At 64.0% G+C, this 20719-nt stretch carries 26 protein-coding genes and 1 pseudogene; 12 read left to right on the top strand and 15 right to left on the bottom strand.

The features are described 5' to 3' along the window. Nucleotides 1-82: 82 nt before the first annotated feature. The 8 genes from hisG to ACDI39_RS22645 all read right to left on the bottom strand — a co-directional run bounded on the left by hisG (nucleotide 83) and on the right by ACDI39_RS22645 (nucleotide 5509). Nucleotides 83-718, bottom strand: a complete 636-nt coding sequence (gene hisG / locus ACDI39_RS22680; RefSeq protein ID WP_225787187.1) for an ATP phosphoribosyltransferase — start codon at nucleotides 716-718, stop codon at nucleotides 83-85. Nucleotides 719-808: 90 nt separating this feature from the next. Beyond that, on the bottom strand, nucleotides 809-2074 hold the full coding sequence (gene murA, locus ACDI39_RS22675; protein WP_225787186.1) for a UDP-N-acetylglucosamine 1-carboxyvinyltransferase: 1266 nt from the start codon (nucleotides 2072-2074) through the stop codon (nucleotides 809-811). Between the two features lie 23 nt (nucleotides 2075-2097). Further along, nucleotides 2098-2337, bottom strand: coding sequence for a BolA family protein (locus ACDI39_RS22670; RefSeq protein WP_225787185.1), 240 nt, complete (start codon nucleotides 2335-2337; stop codon nucleotides 2098-2100). 118 nt (nucleotides 2338-2455) lie between these two features. Continuing rightward, complete coding sequence (locus ACDI39_RS22665; protein ID WP_225787184.1) at nucleotides 2456-2758, bottom strand: STAS domain-containing protein; 303 nt, start codon at nucleotides 2756-2758, stop codon at nucleotides 2456-2458. Beyond that, the gene (locus tag ACDI39_RS22660) at nucleotides 2755-3408 is read right to left on the bottom strand and encodes an MlaC/ttg2D family ABC transporter substrate-binding protein (protein ID WP_225787183.1); all 654 of its coding nucleotides are present in this window, start codon (nucleotides 3406-3408) and stop codon (nucleotides 2755-2757) included. The genes ACDI39_RS22665 and ACDI39_RS22660 overlap by 4 nt, the downstream gene beginning before the upstream one ends. Before the next feature lie 9 nt (nucleotides 3409-3417). Then, entirely contained in the window at nucleotides 3418-3903 is a 486-nt protein-coding gene (gene mlaD / locus ACDI39_RS22655) for an outer membrane lipid asymmetry maintenance protein MlaD (protein WP_225787182.1), read from the bottom strand. Then, the gene (gene mlaE, locus ACDI39_RS22650) at nucleotides 3903-4700 is read right to left on the bottom strand and encodes a lipid asymmetry maintenance ABC transporter permease subunit MlaE (protein ID WP_225787181.1); all 798 of its coding nucleotides are present in this window, start codon (nucleotides 4698-4700) and stop codon (nucleotides 3903-3905) included. Before mlaE ends, mlaD begins: the two co-directional genes overlap by 1 nt. Further along, nucleotides 4700-5509 carry an ATP-binding cassette domain-containing protein gene (locus tag ACDI39_RS22645; protein ID WP_225787180.1) on the bottom strand — a complete coding sequence of 270 codons (810 nt, stop codon included), beginning with the start codon at nucleotides 5507-5509 and terminating at the stop codon, nucleotides 4700-4702. Before ACDI39_RS22645 ends, mlaE begins: the two co-directional genes overlap by 1 nt. A gap of 244 nt (nucleotides 5510-5753) precedes the next feature. On the opposite strand from ACDI39_RS22645, the gene ACDI39_RS22640 reads away from it, so the two are divergent. The 11 genes and pseudogenes from ACDI39_RS22640 to ACDI39_RS22590 form a co-directional block, all read left to right on the top strand. Then, nucleotides 5754-6728, top strand: a complete 975-nt coding sequence (locus ACDI39_RS22640) for a KpsF/GutQ family sugar-phosphate isomerase (RefSeq protein WP_225787179.1) — start codon at nucleotides 5754-5756, stop codon at nucleotides 6726-6728. A gap of 14 nt (nucleotides 6729-6742) precedes the next feature. After that, a complete protein-coding gene (locus ACDI39_RS22635; protein WP_225787178.1) occupies nucleotides 6743-7267 on the top strand; it encodes a KdsC family phosphatase in 525 nt (174 codons plus the stop codon). 8 nt (nucleotides 7268-7275) lie between these two features. After that, nucleotides 7276-7848 (top strand): LPS export ABC transporter periplasmic protein LptC, encoded by a 573-nt coding sequence (gene lptC / locus ACDI39_RS22630; RefSeq protein WP_225787177.1) that lies wholly within the window; start codon nucleotides 7276-7278, stop codon nucleotides 7846-7848. Beyond that, nucleotides 7835-8359: a lipopolysaccharide transport periplasmic protein LptA gene (lptA, locus tag ACDI39_RS22625; RefSeq protein ID WP_225787176.1), complete on the top strand. Its 525-nt coding sequence runs from the start codon at nucleotides 7835-7837 to the stop codon at nucleotides 8357-8359. Before lptC ends, lptA begins: the two co-directional genes overlap by 14 nt. 5 nt (nucleotides 8360-8364) lie before the next feature. Next, nucleotides 8365-9090 carry an LPS export ABC transporter ATP-binding protein gene (gene lptB / locus ACDI39_RS22620; protein ID WP_225787175.1) on the top strand — a complete coding sequence of 242 codons (726 nt, stop codon included), beginning with the start codon at nucleotides 8365-8367 and terminating at the stop codon, nucleotides 9088-9090. Nucleotides 9091-9266: 176 nt separating this feature from the next. Further along, on the top strand, nucleotides 9267-10760 hold the full coding sequence (locus ACDI39_RS22615; protein ID WP_225787174.1) for an RNA polymerase factor sigma-54: 1494 nt from the start codon (nucleotides 9267-9269) through the stop codon (nucleotides 10758-10760). A gap of 77 nt (nucleotides 10761-10837) precedes the next feature. After that, nucleotides 10838-11146 carry a ribosome hibernation-promoting factor, HPF/YfiA family gene (gene hpf / locus ACDI39_RS22610; RefSeq protein ID WP_225787173.1) on the top strand — a complete coding sequence of 103 codons (309 nt, stop codon included), beginning with the start codon at nucleotides 10838-10840 and terminating at the stop codon, nucleotides 11144-11146. Between the two features lie 12 nt (nucleotides 11147-11158). Continuing rightward, complete coding sequence (gene ptsN, locus ACDI39_RS22605; protein ID WP_225787172.1) at nucleotides 11159-11623, top strand: PTS IIA-like nitrogen regulatory protein PtsN; 465 nt, start codon at nucleotides 11159-11161, stop codon at nucleotides 11621-11623. A 2-nt stretch (nucleotides 11624-11625) separates the two neighbouring features. After that, complete coding sequence (rapZ, locus tag ACDI39_RS22600; protein WP_225787171.1) at nucleotides 11626-12480, top strand: RNase adapter RapZ; 855 nt, start codon at nucleotides 11626-11628, stop codon at nucleotides 12478-12480. A 20-nt stretch (nucleotides 12481-12500) separates the two neighbouring features. Then, nucleotides 12501-12773: an HPr family phosphocarrier protein gene (locus ACDI39_RS22595; protein WP_225787170.1), complete on the top strand. Its 273-nt coding sequence runs from the start codon at nucleotides 12501-12503 to the stop codon at nucleotides 12771-12773. A 307-nt stretch (nucleotides 12774-13080) separates the two neighbouring features. Next, nucleotides 13081-13215: pseudogene (locus ACDI39_RS22590) on the top strand (transcriptional regulator); the annotation flags it as partial. Between the two features lie 45 nt (nucleotides 13216-13260). Here the strand turns inward: ACDI39_RS22590 and ACDI39_RS22585 are convergent. The 6 genes from ACDI39_RS22585 to pmbA form a co-directional block, all read right to left on the bottom strand. Next, nucleotides 13261-14154: a ZIP family metal transporter gene (locus ACDI39_RS22585; protein ID WP_253081375.1), complete on the bottom strand. Its 894-nt coding sequence runs from the start codon at nucleotides 14152-14154 to the stop codon at nucleotides 13261-13263. A gap of 11 nt (nucleotides 14155-14165) precedes the next feature. Continuing rightward, complete coding sequence (locus ACDI39_RS22580; RefSeq protein ID WP_253081368.1) at nucleotides 14166-14777, bottom strand: superoxide dismutase; 612 nt, start codon at nucleotides 14775-14777, stop codon at nucleotides 14166-14168. 1 nt (nucleotide 14778) lies between these two features. Continuing rightward, nucleotides 14779-15240 carry a DUF2753 domain-containing protein gene (locus ACDI39_RS22575; RefSeq protein ID WP_253090590.1) on the bottom strand — a complete coding sequence of 154 codons (462 nt, stop codon included), beginning with the start codon at nucleotides 15238-15240 and terminating at the stop codon, nucleotides 14779-14781. Between the two features lie 25 nt (nucleotides 15241-15265). Beyond that, entirely contained in the window at nucleotides 15266-16642 is a 1377-nt protein-coding gene (locus tag ACDI39_RS22570) for a class II fumarate hydratase (protein WP_253090589.1), read from the bottom strand. Beyond that, on the bottom strand, nucleotides 16635-17036 hold the full coding sequence (locus ACDI39_RS22565; protein ID WP_225787166.1) for a FagA protein: 402 nt from the start codon (nucleotides 17034-17036) through the stop codon (nucleotides 16635-16637). The genes ACDI39_RS22570 and ACDI39_RS22565 overlap by 8 nt, the downstream gene beginning before the upstream one ends. Nucleotides 17037-17219: 183 nt before the next feature. Then, on the bottom strand, nucleotides 17220-18566 hold the full coding sequence (gene pmbA, locus ACDI39_RS22560; protein WP_410045788.1) for a metalloprotease PmbA: 1347 nt from the start codon (nucleotides 18564-18566) through the stop codon (nucleotides 17220-17222). 109 nt (nucleotides 18567-18675) lie between these two features. Here pmbA and yjgA point away from each other — a divergent pair, with 109 nt between their 5' ends. After that, on the top strand, nucleotides 18676-19197 hold the full coding sequence (gene yjgA, locus ACDI39_RS22555; RefSeq protein ID WP_225787164.1) for a ribosome biogenesis factor YjgA: 522 nt from the start codon (nucleotides 18676-18678) through the stop codon (nucleotides 19195-19197). Nucleotides 19198-19278: 81 nt separating this feature from the next. On the opposite strand, the gene tldD is transcribed toward yjgA, so the two are convergent. Continuing rightward, on the bottom strand, nucleotides 19279-20718 hold the full coding sequence (gene tldD, locus ACDI39_RS22550; protein ID WP_253090587.1) for a metalloprotease TldD: 1440 nt from the start codon (nucleotides 20716-20718) through the stop codon (nucleotides 19279-19281). Between the last annotated feature and the right edge of the window lies 1 nt (nucleotide 20719).

The following is a 20719-nucleotide window of genomic DNA, read 5'->3' as shown; positions in this document are numbered from 1 at the left end:
ACCAGTCCATCCGCGCGGGCACCCGAGAAAATTGGCTATGACGCGGATAGATGGGCGCGACAGCGAAGGTCGCGCGCAGAGGTCAGCCGCGGTGTCGCGATTCGACAGCCTGGCGCAGGGTATCGATCAGGCTCTGGATGCGCGCGTGCTGCATCTTCATGGAGGCCTTGTTGACCACCAGGCGCGAGCTGATGGTGGCGATCAGTTCCTGGGGCTCCAGGCCATTGGCGCGCAAGGTGTTGCCGGTGTCGACCACGTCGATGATCTTGTCGGCCAGGCCGATCAACGGCGCCAGTTCCATGGAGCCGTAGAGCTTGATGATGTCGACCTGGCGGCCCTGCTCGGCGTAATAGCGCTTGGCGACATTGACGAACTTGGTGGCCACGCGCAGGCGGCCCTTGGGCTCCGGTGCTCCCACCGCACCGGCGGTCATCAGCTTGCAACGGGCGATCTGCAGGTCCAGGGGCTCGTACAGGCCCTGGCCACCGTACTCCATGAGCACGTCCTTGCCGGCCACACCCAGGTCGGCGGCGCCATGCTCGACATAGGTCGGCACGTCGGTGGCACGCACGATCAACAGGCGCACGTCTTCCTGGGTCGTGGGGATGATCAGCTTGCGGCTCTTGTCCGGATTCTCGGTCGGCACGATGCCGGCCTCTGCCAGCAGCGGCAGGGTGTCGTCGAGGATGCGGCCCTTGGATAGCGCGATGGTCAACATTGGAGCGTCGGTCCTTAAGCGTCTACTGCCGGCCGGGCACGCGCCCGACCGCATACGATTCGGCTGGCGCGTCCCTGCGCCAATCACAGACTAGCCCGGTACGCGACGGATCTTCGCGCCCAGCATCTGCAGTTTTTCCTCGATGCACTCGTAACCACGGTCGATGTGGTAGATGCGATCGATCAGGGTGTCGCCTTCAGCCACCAGGGCCGACAGCACCAGGCTGGCCGAGGCCCGCAGGTCGGTGGCCATGACCGGTGCGCCCTTGAGCGCCTTGACCCCGGTGACGATGGCGGTGTTGCCTTCGACCTGGATCTGCGCGCCCATGCGGTGCATCTCGTAGACGTGCATGAAGCGGTTCTCGAAGATGGTCTCGATCACCGCGCCCGTGCCTTCGGCGATGGCGTTGAGCGAGATGAACTGCGCCTGCATGTCGGTCGGGAACGCCGGATACGGGGCGGTGCGCAGGTTGACGGCCTTGGGCCGCTTGCCGTGCATGTCCAGCTCGATCCAGTCTTCGCCAGTGGTGATCTCGGCGCCGGCTTCCTTGAGCTTCTCCAGCACCGCCTCGAGGATGGTCGGATCGGTGTCCTTGAGCTTGACGCGGCCACCGGTCACGGCGGCGGCGACCAGGTAGGTGCCGGTCTCGATCCGGTCGGGCATCACGCGGTAGTTGGCCGAGTGCAGGCGCTCGACGCCATCGATGGTGATGGTGTCGGTGCCGGCGCCTTGGATCTTGGCGCCCATGGCGATCAGGAAGTTGGCCAGGTCGACCACCTCCGGCTCACGGGCGGCGTTCTGCAGCACGCTGCGGCCCTTGGCGAGCGCCGCGGCCATCATGATGTTCTCGGTACCGGTCACGCTGACGGTATCGAAGAAGAAGTGCGCGCCACGCAGGCCGCCCTCAGGTGCCTGGGCCTTGATGTAGCCGCCCTCGACCTCGATCTTCGCGCCCATGGCCTCCAGGCCGCGAATGTGCAGGTCGACCGGACGCGAACCGATGGCGCAGCCGCCCGGCAGGGCCACTTCGGCCTTGCCGAAGCGGGCGACCATCGGGCCGAGCACGAGGATCGAGGCACGCATGGTCTTGACCAGCTCGTAGGGGGCGACCAGGGTCTTGATGGTGCGCGGGTCGATCTCCACCGCCAGCTTCTCGTCGATCACAGGCTCGATGCCCATGCGGCCGAACAGCTCGATCATGGTGGTGATGTCGTGCAGGTGCGGCAGGTTGCCCACGGTGACCGGACCGTCGGCCAACAAGGTGGCCGAGAGGATCGGCAGGGCGGCGTTCTTCGCCCCGGAAATGCGGATCTCGCCGTCGAGGCGGGCGCCGCCAGTGATAATCAGTTTGTCCATTGGAGTCTCGCCGCCAAGTTGGCTCAGGTGCGCTCAGCCCAGGCTGCGCTGCTGAAAAATTTCATGGTTACCGCATGGATGCTGCCATCGGCGATCCACGGGTTCAGGTGAGCATAGATCGCCTGCTGGCGCTTGACCGGGCTCTGGCCGGCCAACTCGTCGCTGATCACGTTCAACTGGAAGTTGCAGCCTTCGCCCTCAACTTCGACCCGGGTTCCCGGCAATTTCTCTTCAAGGAAGTTCTTAACTTCTACGGCCTGCATGCTCAACCTCAATCGGCGCCCTGTGCGCGCGGGTCGGCCATCATACAAAAAAGCCCCTCGCCTGCGAAGCCCATGGACGGGCGTGCTGACCGAGGGGCCATCCATTGAAGGCGAGCCATCAGCCCGCCAGCACTTCATCGAGGTCATACACCTCGGCGATTTCCCGCATGGCGTCGGGCATCTCGCGCACTTCCCAACCCTTGCCCGCCGCCTGGGCGTCACGCATGAACGCCAGCAGCAGGGAAAGGCCCACACTGGAGGACTTCACCACCGCCGAGCAATCCAGCACCAGGCGCGGCTCGCGACAGGCGGCGATCAACGCCTTGCCTTCCTTGCGCAGGGTCGGGCCGCTGCGGTAGTCCAGCACGCCGGCCAGGCGCAGGACGCCCGGCTCGGCCATGCTCACGCCGGCTTCGCTCATTGCACTTCCTTGTCTGGCGACTTGTCGGCGGTTTCCTTGGCCTTGGCCACCTCGCCGGCCCAGCCGTCGATGGTCTTGTCCAGGTCGTTGCCGTTGCGCTGCATGGCGTCGGCGAACTGGTCGCGGAACAGTTTGCCGATGTTGATGCCGTTGACGATGACGTTGCGCACCTTCCACTCGCCGCCCAGCTTGACCATGGTGTACTGGACCGGGTAGACCGCGCCGTTGTTGCCGGTGACCTTCATGCCGACGCTGGTGCGATCGCCTTCCTCGCCCTTGGCCGGGTCGACGGTGATGCCCTGGTTGTTGTACTCCAGCAGGGCATTGCCATAGAACTGCATCAGGCTGCGCTTGAAGTTCTCCTGGAAGCGCTGCATCTGCGCAGGCGTCGCCTTGCGCGAGTACTTGACGGTCATGATGCTCTTGGAAATGCCATCGGCGTCGACCACCGGGCCGAGCACGCGGTTGAGCGCATCGTAGAACGCTTGCGGACTGGTCTTGTACTGTTCCTTGTTGGCCTTGAGGTCGGCCAGCAGTTCGTTGGTGGTGCCCTGGATCACATCACGGGCGGATTGCCCCGGCGCCGCCAGGGCCATCAGGGGGAAGGCCGCCAGCAGGACCAGCAGGCCACGTCGCAGGATCGAAATCATGAAAACTCCTCAATTAGCTGGTTGGGCTTCTTTCGGTTCCTTGCCAACGGAGTTGAGCAGGAACTTGCCAATCAGATCTTCCAGCACCAGGGCCGACTGGGTGTCGTGGATGGTGCTACCGTCCTTGAGCACCTCGTCCTCGCCGCCCACGCTGATGCCGATGTATTTCTCGCCGAGCAACCCGGCGGTCAGGATCGAGGCAGTGGAGTCGGTCGGCAGGTTGTCGACGTGCTTGTCCAGCTGCAGGGTCACCCGACCGGTGTAGGAATCACGGTCCAGATCGATGGCCGTGACCTTGCCGATGGTCACGCCGGCCATGGTCACCTTTGCTCTGACAGTCAAACCGGCGATATTGTCGAAGTACGCATAAACTTTGTACGTGTCGCTGCTCGGGCTGGCGGACAGCCCGCTGACACGCAGGGCCAGCAGCAGCAACGCCAGGATCCCGGCCAGAAGGAACAGGCCGACACCGATTTCCAGGGTGCGGTTTTGCATCAGAAATCTCCAAACATCAAGGCGGTCAGAATAAAGTCCAGACCCAGGACCGCCAACGAGGCGTAGACCACGGTCTTGGTGGTGGCACGGCTGATCCCTTCTGAGGTGGGCTCGCAGTCATACCCCTGGAACACGGCGATCCAGGTGACGACGAAGGCGAACACCAGGCTCTTGATCAGCCCATTGAGCACGTCGTCGGTAAAGGAAACGCTGTTCTGCATGTTGGCCCAGAACGAGCCTTCGTACACGCCCAGCCAGTCCACTGCCACCCAGGACCCGCCCCAGATGCCGACCACGCTGAAGATCAGCGCCAGCATCGGCAGCGAGATGAAGCCTGCCCACAGGCGCGGGGCAACGATGTACTTGAGCGGGTCGACCCCGATCATCTCCAGGCTCGACAGTTGCTCGGTGGATTTCATGTTGCCGATCTCGGCGGTCAGTGCCGAGCCCGCGCGCCCGGCGAACAGCAAGGCGGTGACCACCGGGCCGAGTTCGCGCAGCAGGGTCAGGGCGACCATCTGCCCCACCGCCTGCTCGGAACCGTACTTGGTCAGGATGCTGTAGCCCTGCAGGGCCAGCACCATGCCGATGAACAGGCCAGAGACCACGATGATCGCCAGCGACAGCACGCCAACCGAATACAGCTGCTTGACCAGCAGCTGGAAGCTGCCGCCGATGCCGCCGCGCCCGACCAGCGCATGGAACAGGAACAGGCAGGAACGCCCCAGCACGGCCAGCACGTCGATGGCCGAGCGACCGAGAAGACGGATACGTTCGAGTAAGGATCGTCTGCGCATCAATGCGCCCCCAGCAGATCGGCGCGGTAATCAGGCGCGGGAAAGTGGAATGGCACCGGACCGTCCGGATCGCCCTTCATGAACTGGCGGATACGCGGGTTGTCCGAGCCCATCAGTTCGTCAGGCGTACCCTGCCCCAGCACCTGGCCGTCACCGACCACATAGATGTAGTCGGCGATGCTGGCAGTCTCGGCCAGGTCGTGGGAAACCACGATGCTGGTGATGCCCAGGGCATCGTTGAGCAGGCGGATCAGGCGCACCAGCACGCCCATGGCGATCGGGTCCTGGCCGACGAACGGCTCGTCGTACATAAGGATCTGCGGGTCGAGGGCGATCGCCCGGGCCAGCGCGACCCGGCGCTTCATGCCGCCGGACAGCTCGTCCGGCATCAGGTCGATGGCCCCGCGCAGGCCCACGGCCTGCAGCTTCATCAGGACGATGTCGCGGATCATCTCGTCCGACAACTGGGTGTGCACCCGCAACGGGAAGGCGACGTTCTCGAACACGTCGAGATCGGTAAACAGCGCGCCGCTCTGGAACAGCACGCCCATCTGCTTGCGCGCGTCGAACAGGTCGCCCCGGGACAGGGTCGGCAAGTTCTGCCCAGCGACCCACACCTCGCCGCTGGACGGGCGCAACTGCGCGCCCATCAGGCGCAGCAGGGTCGTCTTGCCGCACCCGGAAGGCCCCATGATGCCGGTGACCTTGCCGCGGGGGATGCGGATGTCGACATTGCTGAAAATGCTGCGCGAACCGCGCTTGAAGGTGACGCCCTTCAACTCGACCGCGTAGGCGCTATCCACACTCATCTAGACTCCTTGCGATGCAGCCTCGTCTCCATGGACGCCCACCTTCATCGTGAAGGCACACGCGCCCCTTGGCGGGCCGAATAGCGGCGAACTATAGCATCGCGGCAGGCCCGCCCCAAGGCCATCGCCCGAGTCGTTCAGGCCAGCGACAGGCTCGCGCGACCTCCGTCCGGCAATCGAAGGATGAGCCTTTCACACATTGCGGCTATAATCGGCGCCTTTTCATCAGGCATCGTTTTTCGACATGAGCCAATCCAGCGAGCTGATCCAATCCGCCCAGCGCACCCTGCGCCTGGAAGTCGAGGCCGTGGAGGCCCTGCTGGCCCGCATCGACGATAATTTCGTCAAGGCCTGCGAGTTGATCTTGGCCAGCAAGGGCCGGGTCATCGTGCTCGGCATGGGCAAATCGGGCCACATCGGCAACAAGATCGCCGCAACCCTCGCCAGCACCGGCACCCCGGCCTTCTTCGTGCACCCGGCCGAAGCCAGCCACGGCGACATGGGCATGATCACCCGCGACGACGTCATCCTGGCCCTGTCCAACTCAGGCAGCACCGCCGAGATCGTCACCCTGCTGCCGCTGATCAAGCGCCTGGGCATCCAGATGATCAGCCTCACCGGCAACCCGGATTCGCCCCTGGCCCAGGCCGCCGAGGTCAACCTCGATGCCCGCGTCGCCCAGGAGGCCTGCCCATTGAACCTGGCGCCCACCTCGTCCACCACCGCAGCCCTGGCCCTGGGCGACGCCCTGGCCATCGCCCTGCTCGAGGCGCGCGGCTTCACCGCCGAGGACTTCGCTTTCTCGCACCCGGGCGGCGCACTTGGCCGCCGCCTGTTGCTGAAAGTGGAAAACGTCATGCATGCGGACGACGAACTGCCCCAAGTGAAGCGCGGCACCCTGCTCAAGGACGCACTCCTTGAAATGTCTCGTAAAGGTTTAGGCATGACCGTCGTCCTGGAAAACGACGGCAAGCTGGCCGGTATCTTCACCGACGGCGACCTGCGCCGCAGCCTGGATCGCAACATCGACGTGCACAAGACCCCGATCGACCAGGTGATGACCGTCCACGGCAAGACTGCCCGCGCCGAGATGCTGGCCGCCGAAGCCCTGAAGATCATGGAAGACCACAAGATCAACGCACTCGTGGTGGTCGACCAGGACGACCGCCCGGTCGGCGCCCTGAACATGCATGACTTGCTGCGCGCGGGGGTGATGTGATGGGGAGCGACGCGATGAACCAGGACCTGATGCAACGCGGCAAGGCGATCAAGCTGGCGGTGTTCGACGTCGATGGCGTGCTTACCGATGGCCGCCTGTACTTCCTCGAGGACGGCAGCGAATTCAAGACCTTCAATACCCTCGACGGCCATGGCATCAAGATGCTGATGGCCTCGGGCGTGACCACGGCGATCATCAGCGGGCGCAAGACCCCGGTGGTCGAACGCCGGGCCAGGAACCTGGGTATCCCGCACCTGTTCCAAGGCCGCGAGGACAAACTGGTGGTACTCGACGGCCTGCTGGCGGAACTGGGCCTAAGCTATGAACAGGTTGCCTACTTGGGCGACGACCTGCCCGACCTGCCGGTGATCCGCCGGGTCGGCCTGGGCATGGCAGTAGCCAATGCCGCGCCGTTCGTGCGCCAGCACGCCCATGGCGTGACCCAGGCACGTGGCGGCGAAGGCGCCGCCCGCGAGTTCTGCGAACTGATCATGCAGGCCCAGGGAACCCTGGACGCTGCCAACGCCAACTACCTGTAAGGCCGTACATGCTCAGCAAGAAAGCCCGAAACATCGCGCTGTTCGGTGCGATCGCCGCCCTGCTGGTGGCGGTCGGCTACTGGAACATCAGCCCCGAGAGCTTCCTCGACAGGCCAGTGGCCCAGGTCGACCAGAGCGCCATCGACTACTACGCGATCAACGCCCACAGCGTGCAGTTCCTGCCCGACGGCAAGCTGCAGTACGAAATGACCGCCGACAAGGTCGAGCACCTGAAGGCCAGCGAAGTGACCCTGGTGACCAAGCCCGACCTGCACCTGTATCGGGGCACCCCGTATCCCTGGCACGTACAGAGTGAACGCGCCGAGGTCAACCCGGACGGTAGCGAGGTCGAGCTGATCGACAAGGTCCGCGTTGCCCGTACCGACGCGAAACAACGCGATACCATCATCACCACTACCCGCATGACCGTGTTCCCGCAGAAGCAATATGCGCAGACCGAGCAAGCCGTTAGAATCGACGGCGCCGGTGGCACGACCACGGGCAAAGGAATGAAAGCGTATCTGAAAGACGGCAGGATGGACCTGCTGTCCAACGTAAGAGGACAGTATGAGGCTCGTTAAAACCCTCCCCCTTCTGCTCAGCCTGGGCGCGGCACTGGGAAGCGCGAGCGCCTTGGCCCTGCCGAACGACCGTGACCAGCCCATCCGCATCCAGGCCGACAACGCCCACCTGGATGACAAGCAGGGCGTTGCCACCTACACCGGCGACGTGATCATCACCCAGGGCTCGATGATGATCAAAGGCAATACCGTGACCATCACCCGCGCCGCCTCCGGCGATATCGACGTGGTCACCTCGGTGGGCAACCTGGCCTACTTCGAGCAGCAGCAGAGCGCCGCCAAGCCCGACAAGATGAAGGGCTGGGCCGTGACCATCCAGTACCAGGCGCTGAAGGACATGGTGATCCTCACCGACCGCGCCAAGGTCGAGAACGAAGGCAACACCACCGAGGGCGAGAAGATCGTCTACAACACCAAGACCCAGGTGGCTACCGCCGGTCGCGGTGGCAACGTGACCTCGCCGCGTCAGCGCATCGACATGGTGATCCAGCCGAAGAAGAAGGCCGAGTAAATCAGATGGCAACCCTCAAAGCCCAGCACCTGGCCAAGAGCTACAAGGGCCGCCAGGTCGTCCGCGACGTCAGCCTGTCGATCGACAGCGGCCAGATCGTCGGCCTGCTCGGTCCCAATGGCGCCGGCAAGACCACCTGCTTCTACATGATCGTCGGGCTGGTCCAGGCCGACCAGGGCCGCGTGCTGATCGACAGCCTCGACGTCAGCCACCAGCCCATGCACGGCCGCGCCCGTGCCGGTATCGGCTACCTGCCGCAGGAAGCCTCGATCTTTCGCAAACTGTCGGTGGCCGACAACATCATGGCCATCCTCGAGACCCGCAAGGATCTGGACCGTGACGGCCGACGCAAGGAACTGGAAAGCCTGCTGCAGGAGTTCCACATCAGCCACATCCGCGACAACCTCGGCATGAGCCTCTCCGGTGGCGAACGCCGCCGTGTCGAGATCGCCCGTGCGTTGGCCACCGCGCCGAAGTTCATCCTGCTGGACGAACCCTTCGCCGGTGTCGACCCGATTTCCGTAGGCGATATCAAGCAGATCATCCACCACCTCAAGGCCAAGGGCATCGGCGTGCTGATCACCGACCACAACGTGCGCGAAACCCTTGATATCTGCGAAACCGCCTACATCGTCAATGATGGCCAGCTGATCGCCGAAGGCGACGCCGAGACCATCCTGGCCAACGACCTGGTCAAGGAGGTTTACCTGGGCCACGAGTTCCGGCTCTAACGCTAGGAGTCTGCCCGGAGCACTGGCACAGGCGCCCGAGAAGGGCTTAAGTGATACAGTGCTCTAGGCAAACGCTACAATTTAAGGCATAAAACTTGCTTGAAGTTGGCGCCCCGGCGCCCTCTCTGTAGTGGATGGCGCATGTGCGCCGGCGAACAAGGTATTTAGCCCCTGCCATGAAACCATCGCTCGTCCTAAAAATGGGCCAGCAACTGACGATGACCCCGCAGTTGCAACAGGCTATCCGTCTGCTTCAGCTCTCCACCCTGGACCTTCAGCAGGAAATCCAGGAAGCGCTGGAGTCCAACCCGATGCTCGAACGTCAGGAAGACGGCGACGACTTCGACAACAGCGACCCGATGGCCGACAACGCCGAGAGCAAACCGGCCAGCGAACCCCAGGACAGCAGTTTCCAGGAAAGCACGGCCAGTGCCGACAACCTGGAGGATGGCGAATGGAACGAGCGCATCCCCAACGAGCTGCCGGTGGACACGGCCTGGGAGGACATCTACCAGACCAGCGCCAGCAGCCTGCCCAGCAGCGATGACGACGAGTGGGACTTCACCACCCGCACGTCGATCGGCGAGAGCCTGCAAAGCCACCTGCTGTGGCAACTGAACCTGGCGCCGATGTCCGACACCGACCGCCTGATCGCCGTCACCCTCATCGACAGCATCAACGGCCAGGGCTACCTGGAAGACAGCCTCGAGGAAATCTGCGCCGGCTTCGAGCCAGAGCTGGATATCGAGCTGGATGAAGTCGAGGCGGTGCTGCACCGTATCCAGCAATTCGAGCCCGCCGGCATCGGCGCACGCAACCTGGGCGAATGCCTGCTGCTGCAACTGCGCCAACTGCCAGCCAGCACGCCGTGGATGGCCGAAGCCCAGCGCCTGGTCACCGACTTCATCGACCTGCTCGGCAGCCGCGACTACAGCCAGCTGATGCGCCGCATGAAGCTCAAGGAAGACGAACTGCGCCAGGTCATCGAGCTGGTGCAGAGCCTCAATCCGCGCCCGGGCTCGCAGATCGAGTCGAGCGAGCCGGAGTACGTGGTCCCCGATGTCATCGTGCGCAAGGACAACGACCGCTGGCTGGTGGAACTGAACCAGGAAGCGATCCCGCGCCTGCGGGTCAATCCACAGTATGCCGGGTTCGTCCGCCGCGCCGACACCAGCGCCGACAACACCTTCATGCGCAACCAGTTGCAGGAGGCGCGCTGGTTCATCAAGAGCCTGCAGAGCCGCAACGAGACGCTGATGAAGGTCGCCACCCAGATCGTCGAGCACCAGCGTGGCTTCCTCGACCATGGCGACGAGGCGATGAAGCCGCTGGTCCTGCACGACATCGCCGAGGCGGTGGGCATGCACGAATCGACCATTTCCCGGGTCACGACGCAGAAATACATGCACACGCCCCGTGGCATCTACGAACTGAAATACTTTTTCTCGAGCCATGTGAGCACCGCCGAAGGCGGCGAATGCTCGTCCACGGCGATCCGTGCGATCATCAAGAAACTGGTTGCGGCGGAAAATCAGAAAAAGCCATTGAGTGACAGCAAGATCGCTGGTTTACTGGAGGCACAAGGCATCCAGGTAGCCCGTCGCACCGTCGCCAAGTATCGTGAGTCCCTCGGCATCGCACCGTCGAGCGAACGCAAGCGACTGATGTAGCCCCTGGCTGTGCCATAGCGTTTCAGTGGCAGGTGCAATACCTGCCCTTTATGCACGGGCAACAAAGGAGAAGCTGTATGCAAGTCAACATCAGTGGACACCATGTAGAAGTCACCCAGCCGCTGCGTGAGTACGTACTCGAGAAGCTCGCTCGCGTGGAGGGCCACTTCGACAAGATCACCAACGTGCAGGTCATCCTGACAGTCGAGAAGTTGCAGCAGAAGGTCGAGGCGACCCTGCAGATTCCCGGCGGCGAAGTGGTTGCAAACGCCGAAGACAAAGACATGTATGCAGCGATCGACGCCCTGGCTGACAAGCTCGACCGCCAACTGAAAAAACACAAGGAAAAACAGCAAAGCCTGCTGCAAGGTGCAGCCGCCCGCTGATCCCCCTCATCCATGATCCGACTTGAAACCATCCTGACCCCCGGCCGTTCCCTCGTGAACGTGCCGGGCGGCAGCAAGAAGCGTGTGCTCCAGGAAATCGCCACCCTGATCGCCAGGGACGTGACCGAACTGGAAATGGAAGACGTATTCGAGAAACTGGTCGCCCGCGAGAAGCTGGGCTCCACCGGTTTCGGCAATGGCATCGCCATTCCCCACTGCCGGCTCGAAGGCTGCACCGCACCGGTCAGCGCCCTGCTGCACCTGGATGCCCCCATCGACTACGACGCCATCGACGGCGCTCCCGTGGACCTGCTGTTCGTCCTGCTGGTACCGGAAGCCGCCACCGATGCCCACCTTGAACTGCTGCGCCAGATCGCCAGCATGCTCGATCGCAAGGAGGTCCGCGATCGCCTGCGTGCCGCCGACAGCAGCGAGGCCCTGTACCAGGTAGTCCTGGACGCACAGAACGAGCACTGAACATGCGCCTGATCATCGTCAGCGGCCGGTCCGGCTCCGGCAAGAGTACCGCCCTCGACGTGCTGGAAGACAACGGCTACTACTGCATCGACAACCTGCCTGCCGGGTTGTTGCCGCAATTGGCGGAAAATGCGCTGGTCAATACCGAGATGCTGCAACCGAAGGTCGCCGTCTCCATCGATGCACGCAACCTGCCCAGCCATCTGTCGCGATTCCCCGAATTGCTCGAGGAGGCGCGTGCCCGGCATATCCAGTGCGACGTGCTGTACCTGGATGCGGACGAGGAGACCCTGCTCAAGCGCTTCTCCGAGACCCGCCGGCGCCACCCGCTGACCAACGCCGATCGCTCCCTGGCCGAGGCGATCCGCGTCGAGAGCGAACTGCTCGGCCCGATCGCCGACCTGGCGGACCTGAAGATCGACACCACCAGCCTCAACCTCTACCAGTTGCGCGACTCGATCAAGCTGCGCCTGCTCAACCAGCCTGAGCCCGGTACCGCCTTCCTGGTCGAGTCCTTCGGCTTCAAGCGCGGCATGCCTGTGGATGCCGACCTGGTGTTCGATGTGCGCTGCCTGCCCAATCCCTACTGGAAGCCGGAACTGCGTGAGCACTCCGGCCTGGAGCAGCCAGTGATCGACTACCTCGACGCCCAGCCGGATGTCGAGGAGATGTTCCAGGACATCTCCAGCTACCTGCTCAAGTGGCTGCCACGCTTCGCCGCCAGCAACCGCGCCTATGTCACCATCGCCATCGGCTGCACCGGTGGTCACCACCGCTCGGTGTACCTGACCGAACGGCTGGGCCAGCAGTTGCAGCAATCCCTGAAAAACGTCCAGGTCCGCCACCGCGACCTCTAGCCCACAGGACCCGCACCACGATGCCCGCCCGCGAAATCACCATCATCAACAAGCTGGGTCTGCATGCCCGGGCGGCCGCCAAGTTCGTCGGCGTGGCCGGGCGCTTCCCCTGCCAGATCAGGGTGGGCCGCGCACCGGACAAGCTGGTGGATGGCAAGAGCATCATGGCGGTGATGATGCTCGCCGCTGGCAAGGGTACCCAGGTCCACCTGCACACCGAGGGCGAGCAGGATGACGCGGCCATGGATGCATTGGTGGCACTGATCAACAATCGCTTCGACGAAGGCGAATAGCCCCCGGGATTCCCTCGAACCTTTGCGCAACATCTCCTGCCAATTGTCAGGAGCAGGTTCTGTTCGATTGCCTTACCTATATCGGTATGGATTGAAGGCGATCCCATGGAACCACACAAGCAAATCAAGCCTTTGTATTGGGTCGGCAGCAGTAGGAAAGATATTCAGAAACGCCCCGCCGATGTCCAAGATGTCTTCGGTTTTGCCCCGCACTTGGCGCAGGAGGGAGGCAGGCATCCGCAAACGAAGGCCTTGAAAGGCTTCTCAGGCTCGAAGTCGTGGAAGATCATGGCAACAACACCTATCGCGCCGTCTATTCCGCGGCATCAGCGAAACGAAGATGATCGAGTGCCTGGCGCGCCTGGGGCGGGATATACAAATTGTCATCAAGGCCGCCCCGCGCACACGTCGTGAAGGACGCGTGGAAGTGATCTATGCCTGAGCCAACGGCATAAGCAATAAAAGGTACTCCCCACCTTCGCCATGCTCACGACATCGCCGTATCCATCACCATCATCAGGCAGAAGCCGACGCACAGCCCCAGGCTGGCCAAGCGATGATGGCCGTTGCTGCGAGACTCAGGGATGATCTCCTGGGTCACCACCAACAGCATGGCCCCCGCCGCGCAGGCCAGGCCCAGTGGCAGCAGTAGCTCGGCGATGTTCACCAGCCAGGCGCACACCACCGCCGCCAGCGGCTCGACCAACCCGGAAGCGGCCCCGATCAGGAACGCCTTGAAACGTGGCATCCCCGCCCCCGCCAGCACCAGGGCGATCACCAAGCCCTCGGGTACGTCCTGCAGGGCGATACCCATGGCCAGGCTGTCGGCATCGGCCATGCCGCCGCCAGCCGACACACCGATGGCCATGCCTTCCGGGATGTTGTGCGCGATGATGGCAATGACGAACAGCCAGATCCGTGCGGCGATCACCGGCTTGTTCTCGCCACCGACCAAAGCCTCCGGCGAGGCGCCCGACACCTTGAGGTCGACCAGGAACAGGCACAGGGCACCGAACAACAGGCCGAAGCTGATCAGCCCACCGGCGCCCCAAGGGCTGAAGCCAATGGCCTGGGCCGCATCCAGCCCGGGGATGATCAGGGAAAACGCCGTGGCCGCCAGCATCACCCCAGCGCCGAAGCCCAGCAGGGTGTCGGCCAGGGCCACCGGCATGTTGCGGATGACCAGTACCGGCACCGCGCCCAGCGCCGTGCCCAAGGCACACAGCGCTCCGCCCTCGAGGGCGCGCAGCATGCGCGGCTCGAGGTCCAGCCAGGCGATGCCGCGCGCCACCAGCAACGCAGTGCCGACCAACAACAGCAAGGTGCCCAGCGCCAGCCGAAACAGGCGCACACTGCTGACAGACATCACCTCCGAGCGCATACCGGTTCGACTCACTTCAGGGCTTCAAGGTAGCGGCGTTCGACTTCAGTCCAATCGATGACGTTGTAGAACGCACCGATGTATTCCGGACGACGGTTCTGGTACTTCAGGTAATAGGCATGCTCCCAGACGTCCAGGCCGAGGATCGGCGTGTTGCCGTGCATCAAGGGGCTGTCCTGGTTACCGCTGCTCTCCACCACCAGGGTCTTGGCCGGGGTCACGCTGAGCCAGGCCCAGCCGCTGCCGAAGCGGGTCAGCGCAGCCTTGGTGAAAGCCTCCTTGAAGGCCTCGAAGCCACCCAGTTGCTCGTCGATGGCCTTGGCCACCTGGCCCTGGGGCTGGCCACCGCCCTTGGGCGACATCACAGTCCAGAACAAGGTGTGGTTGGCATGGCCGCCGCCCTGGTTGACCACCGCGCCTTGCAGTTGCTCGGGCAGTTGCTTGACCGCGCCCACCAGCTTCTCGACCGGCCATTCGGCCCATTCGGTGCCTTCGATGGCGGCGTTGAGGTTGTTGATGTAGGTCTGGTGGTGCTTGGTGTGGTGGATCTCCATGGTCTGGGTATCGATATGCGGCTCCAGCGCATCGTAGGCATAAGGCAACGCAGGCAAGGTATGGGGCATGTCAATGGATTCCGTAGGCGTGTGAACGATGAATCGGTTCGCGCTGGGCGGCCAGCTCGCTCGCCCCTGGCGCATGGCGATCGAGCAGGCGCTCGGTACGCGGGTACTGGCCGTATTCGGCGATGAACCCCAGCAACTCGGTGTAGGTCCGGCCGCTGTGGCGCAACGCCGCCTCGCGCAGGGCCTGGGGCAGGCGCGGGTCCTGGCTGGCCTGAAGCAAGCGCTGGTGGGCGGCGCACAGGTAGTCGGCGCTCTCATGAGGCTGGTTCAGGCGCAAGTGCAGGTCGGCCAGGTTGTGGTGGGCGATGACGAACGCAGCCACCGCTTCGTCCACGTCATGCCAGCGCTCGAACAGCACCTGGGCCAGCGCCAAGGCCTGCAGGTAGTGTTCCCGGGCATCGACCAGCTCGCCCTGTTCGAACAGGCGGTTGGCGGTTTCCGTGGTGTGTTTCCAGTGCTGCATGACGTGTCTCCTGGGCGGTGCTGGATCAAATACCGCCGGCGGTGAGTTTTTCAGGGTCCAGCAGCGCCTCCAACTGGTCGCGCGACAGGTCAGTGTGCTCCAGCGCCACGTCGATGATCGGGCGCCCCTGCTTGTAGGCAGTCTTGGCGATCTCGGCGGCCTTCAGGTAGCCGATGATCGGGTTCAGCGCGGTGACCAGGATCGGGTTGCGCGACAGCGCCTCCTTGAGCTTGGTCTCGTTGATCTTGAAGCTGGCGATGGCCTTGTCGGAGAGCAGGCGGCTGGCGTTGGCCATCAGCTCGATGCTCTCGAGCAGGTTGCGAGCGATGACCGGCAACATCACGTTGAGCTCGAAGTTGCCCGACTGCCCGGCCACGGCGATGGTCGCGTCGTTGCCGATCACCTGGGCGGCGACCATGGCAGTGGCCTCCGGGATCACCGGGTTGACCTTGCCCGGCATGATCGAGGAGCCCGGCTGCAGGGCCTGCAGCTCGATTTCGCCGAGGCCGGCCAGGGGGCCGGAGTTCATCCAACGCAGGTCGTTGGCGATCTTCATCAAGGCCACGGCGGTGGTCTTGAGCTGGCCGGACAGGGCCACGGCGGTATCCTGGGAGCCGATCAGGGCGAACAGGTTGTCACCGGGGGTGAACTCGACCTGGGTCAGCGCGCTGAGCTGGCGGGCGAAGCCCGCGGCGAACTGCGGATGGGCATTGATCCCGGTGCCCACTGCGGTACCGCCCTGGGCCAGCGATTGCAGGCTCGGCAAAGTCGCCTCGATATGCGCCTGGGCAGCCTTGACTTGGGCAGCCCAGCCACCGAGGACCTGGCTCATGCGCACCGGCATGGCGTCCATCAGGTGGGTGCGGCCGGTCTTGACGTAGGCATGCACCTGGTCAGCCTTGGCTTCGATCACCTGGACCAGGTGACGCAACGCCGGTAGCAGTTGCTCGTGCAGGGCCAGCGCGGCGCTCACGTGGATGGTGGTGGGGATGATGTCGTTGCTGCTCTGACCGCAATTGACGTGGTCGTTGGCATTGACCTTGTCGCCCAGCACGCGGCTGGCCAGGGTGGCGATCACCTCGTTGGCGTTCATGTTCGAGCTGGTGCCCGAGCCGGTCTGGTACACATCCACCGGGAAGTGCCGGATGAAATCCTCGGCCAGCAGTTGCTCCACCGCCTCGACGATGGCTGCGCCCTGCTCGGCGCTCAATTGCTCCAGCTCGACGTTGGCCTTGGCCGCCGCGGCCTTGGCCAGCAGCAGCGCGCGGATGAACTGGGCCGGCATGCGCTGGCCGCTGATCGGGAAGTTGTCGACCGCGCGCTGGGTCTGGGCACCGTACAGCGCCTGGGCCGGCACCTGCAGTTCGCCCATGCTGTCACGCTCGATACGGGTATCACTCATCATCAAGTCCTTGCATCAGTTCATCGGGAGAAATCGAAGGCAGCAGCACGCAATTGGCCAGTTGCAAGGCGTAGGGCTGCCAGCGTTGGTTCTGTTCGCGACGGTCGAGGTTGCGCAGGTCGAGCAACGGACGCCAGGCCTGGTCCAGGCACAGGCAACGCCAGTGCCAGGGCAGCATGCGGTCGCAGGCGGTATCCAGGAGCAGGCGGAACGAGGTCAGGGCCACCGTCCAGGGCGAGGTTTCGGTACAGCACACCAGGTAGCGGCCTTCGGCCAGGTAGTGATCGATCAGCCGGGGCTCGTCGGGTTCGAGGGCACAGCGGATGCGCCGGCTGAGCCAGCGCCAGTTTTCCAGGTAGGGCAGTTCGTGGAGGACGGGTTTCATGAACATCATCGCCGGGTTACTGGATAATGATATTCATTATTAAGTGATAAATAGAATCACTTCAAGAGCAAGGCGAAAACCAACGCCTCGCGCGCCGTGAAAAATCGGCGCGACGACGTGATGATGCTTATTCGAATGTGCCCAATGAAGGGGCTGCTAGGCAGCCCCAATTGACATCACACGGCTTGAGGTTCAGCTACCCGCCACGGTCATCCGCTCGATCAGCACCGAGCCGCTGTGGATGTTGCTGCGGGTTTCGATATCACTGCCAATGGCGACGATTTGCTGGAACATGTCCTTCATGTTACCGGCGATCGTCACTTCCTGGACCGGGAAGCGGATCTCGCCATCTTCCACCCAGAAGCCCGCCGCGCCGCGCGAGTAGTCACCCGTCACCATGTTCAGCCCATGGCCCATCAGTTCGGTCACCAGCAGGCCTCGGCCCATGCGCCGGATCAACGCCGCCTGGTCCTCCACACCATGGCTGACGAACAGGTTGTGCACACCGCCGGCATTGGCCGTGCTCGGCAGGCCCAGCTTGCGGCCCGAATAGGTCCCGAGGAGGTAGGACACCAACTCACCTTTGTCGACGAACGGCTTGGCATAGGTCGCCAGGCCGTCACCATCGAACGCGGCGCTGCCCAGGGCCCGCGGCAGGTGCGGACGCTCGTCGATGGTCAGCCAGGTCGGGAACAGGCGCTGGCCGATGGCACCGTCGAGGAACGACGACTTGCGGTACAGGTTGCCGCCGGAAATGGCCGACAGGAAGCTGCCGAACAGGCCGCCCGCCAGCTCGGCGGAAAACAGCACCGGCACCTCGCAGGTCGGCACCGGACGCGCGCCAAGGCGGCTGGCGGCACGCTGGGCGGCACGCTGGCCGATGCTGCGCGGGTCGGCCAGCAAGTGGCCCTGGCGATTGACGTCGTACCAATAGTCACGCTGCATTTGCCCCTCGCCCTCGGCGATCATCACGCAACTGAGGCTATGGCGGGTGGAGGCATAGCCGCCGATGAAGCCATGGCTGTTGCCATACACCCGACAACCCTGGTGGGTATTGAGGGTGGTACCGTCGGCGTTGCGGATGCGTGGGTCGGCCTCGAAAGCCGCCGCCTCGCAGGCCAGCGCCTTCTCGATGGCCTGCTCGGGGCTGATGTCCCAGTCGTGGTAAAGGTCGAGGTCGGGGATATCCCGGGCCATCAGCGCCGCGTCGGCCAGCCCCGCGCAATTATCCTCGGACGTATGCTGGGCGATGGCCAGGGCGGCGGCCACGGTCTCGCGGATCGCCTCCGGGCCGCTCGCCGAGGTACTGGCCGAACCTTTGCGCTGGCCGACATACAGGGTGATGCCAAAGCCCTGGTCGCGATTGAACTCGACCGTTTCGACTTCACGCTGACGTACCGTGGTGGACAGGCCCTGCTCCAGCGACACCGCCACCTCGCAGGCGCTGGCACCCTGGCGGCGCGCTTCGGCGATGATCGCTTCGACCTGTTCCTGCAACGCCGGCAGGTCCTTGGGGCCTACGCTCTGGACTGCACTCATGGTTCTCTCCACTCAAAATTCTGCGTACGGCTTGGGTCATTCTACGACCGGACCGGACAAGCGGCCCCCGACTGGTTATCATGGCGGCGTTTTCCAGCGGACTGCCACCATGGTTGATTCTTACGACGACGCCTTCGACGGCGAAAAAAGCAAAACCCAGATCAAGCGCGAACTGCACGCGCTGGTCGAGCTCGGCGAGCGTCTCACCACGCTCAAGGCCGACACCCTGGCGCGCCTGCCCTTGACCGATGGGCTGCGCAAGGCGCTGGCCGAGTCCGTCAAGCACACCGCGCATGGCGCCCGCAAACGCCACATGTCGTTCGTCGGCAAGCTGATGCGCGACCAGGACCTCGACGCCATTCATGCCGTGCTCGAGCAGATCGACAGCTCGAGCCGCCAGTACAACGAACGTTTCCACAACCTCGAGCGCTGGCGCGACCGACTGGTCGATGGCACCGATGAAGACCTCGAGCGCTTCATCAACGAGTACCCCGAGGCCGATCGCCAGCACCTGCGCTCGCTGATCCGCCATGCCCAGCACGAGAAGGCGCGGAACAAGCCGCCTGCCGCCGCGCGCAAGGTCTTCAAGTACATCCGCGACCTCGACGAAACCCAGCGCGGCCTGCGCTGAGGCCCGTCTCGGGGCTGTCACGCAGCCCCTCGCGGGAACGGCTGCGTGTCGCGAAAGGACTGCATGGCGGCCCCGACTTTTTCACGCTCCCGTACCACCCACCGTGATGGCATCGAGTTTCAGGGTCGGTTGGCCAACGCCGACCGGCACCGATTGCCCATCCTTGCCACAGGTTCCCACACCACTGTCCAAGGCCAGGTCGTTGCCGACCATCGACACTCGGCTCATGGCCTCCGGGCCGTTACCGATCAGGGTCGCGCCCTTGACTGGCGCGGTGATCTTGCCGTCCTCGATCAGGTAGGCCTCGCTGGTGGAGAACACGAACTTGCCGCTGGTGATATCCACCTGCCCACCGCCGAGGTTGGCGCAATACAGGCCTTTCTTCACCGAGGCGATGATCTCCTGCGGATCGCTGTCGCCGGCCCGCATGTAGGTGTTGGTCATGCGCGGCATCGGCAGGTGCGCGTAGGACTCGCGGCGCCCGTTGCCGGTGACGGCCATGCCCATCAGCCGGGCATTGAGCTTGTCCTGCATGTAGCCCTTGAGGATGCCGTTCTCGATCAGCGTGGTGCATTCCGTCGGCGTCCCTTCGTCATCGACGCTCAGCGAACCACGGCGGCCTTCCAAGGTGCCATCGTCGACGATGGTGCACAGCGTCGACGCTACCTTTTCACCGATGCGCCCGCTGTAGGCCGAGCTGCCCTTGCGGTTGAAGTCGCCTTCCAGGCCATGCCCCACCGCCTCGTGCAACAGTACGCCGGACCAGCCCGGACCGAGCACCACCGGCAAGGTACCCGCCGGTGCCGGCTTGGCCTCGAGGTTGACCAGCGCCTGGCGCAGCGCCTCTCGGGCATAGCCCATGACCCGCTCCTCGGTGAAATAGCGGTAGTCGGTACGCCCACCGCCGCCCTGGCCACCTCGCTCGCGCCGACCGTTCTGCTCGACGATCACGCTGACGTTGAAGCGCACCAGCGGACGTACGTCGGCGGCCAGGCTGCCATCAGCGGCAGCCACCAGGATGCGTTCCCAGACCCCGGCCATGCTCACGGTGACCTGCTGGATCCTTGGGTCCAGGGCCCGGGTGGCAGCATCGACACGCTTGAGCAGCTCGACCTTTTCCGACCTGCTCAGCACGTCCAAGGGGTTGTCCGCGGCATACAGGGGCGTCACCTCCTGGCTGCGAAACGCCTGCACACGGCCCTCCTGGCCGGCACGGGAAATCGAGCGGGCAGCACGAGCCGCCGAGGTCAGGGCCTCGAGGTTGATCGCGTTGCTGTAGGCGAAGCCGGTCTTCTCGCCAGATTGGGCCCGCACGCCCACGCCCTGGTCGAGGTTGAAACTGCCTTCCTTGACGATGCCGTCCTCCAGGGCCCAGGTTTCCGAGATCTGGCCCTGGAAATACAGGTCGGCGGCGTCGATACCGGGGCCGGCCAACTCGCCCAGCACAGCCTGCAGGCTGTCCAGGGTCAGTCCGCCCGGGGCCAGGAGCTGCTCGCTGACGGTGGATAACATCTGGCTCATA

This window comes from Pseudomonas sp. Tun-23181 (assembly GCF_057415455.1).
This window is presented reverse-complemented; position numbering and strand designations above follow the sequence as displayed.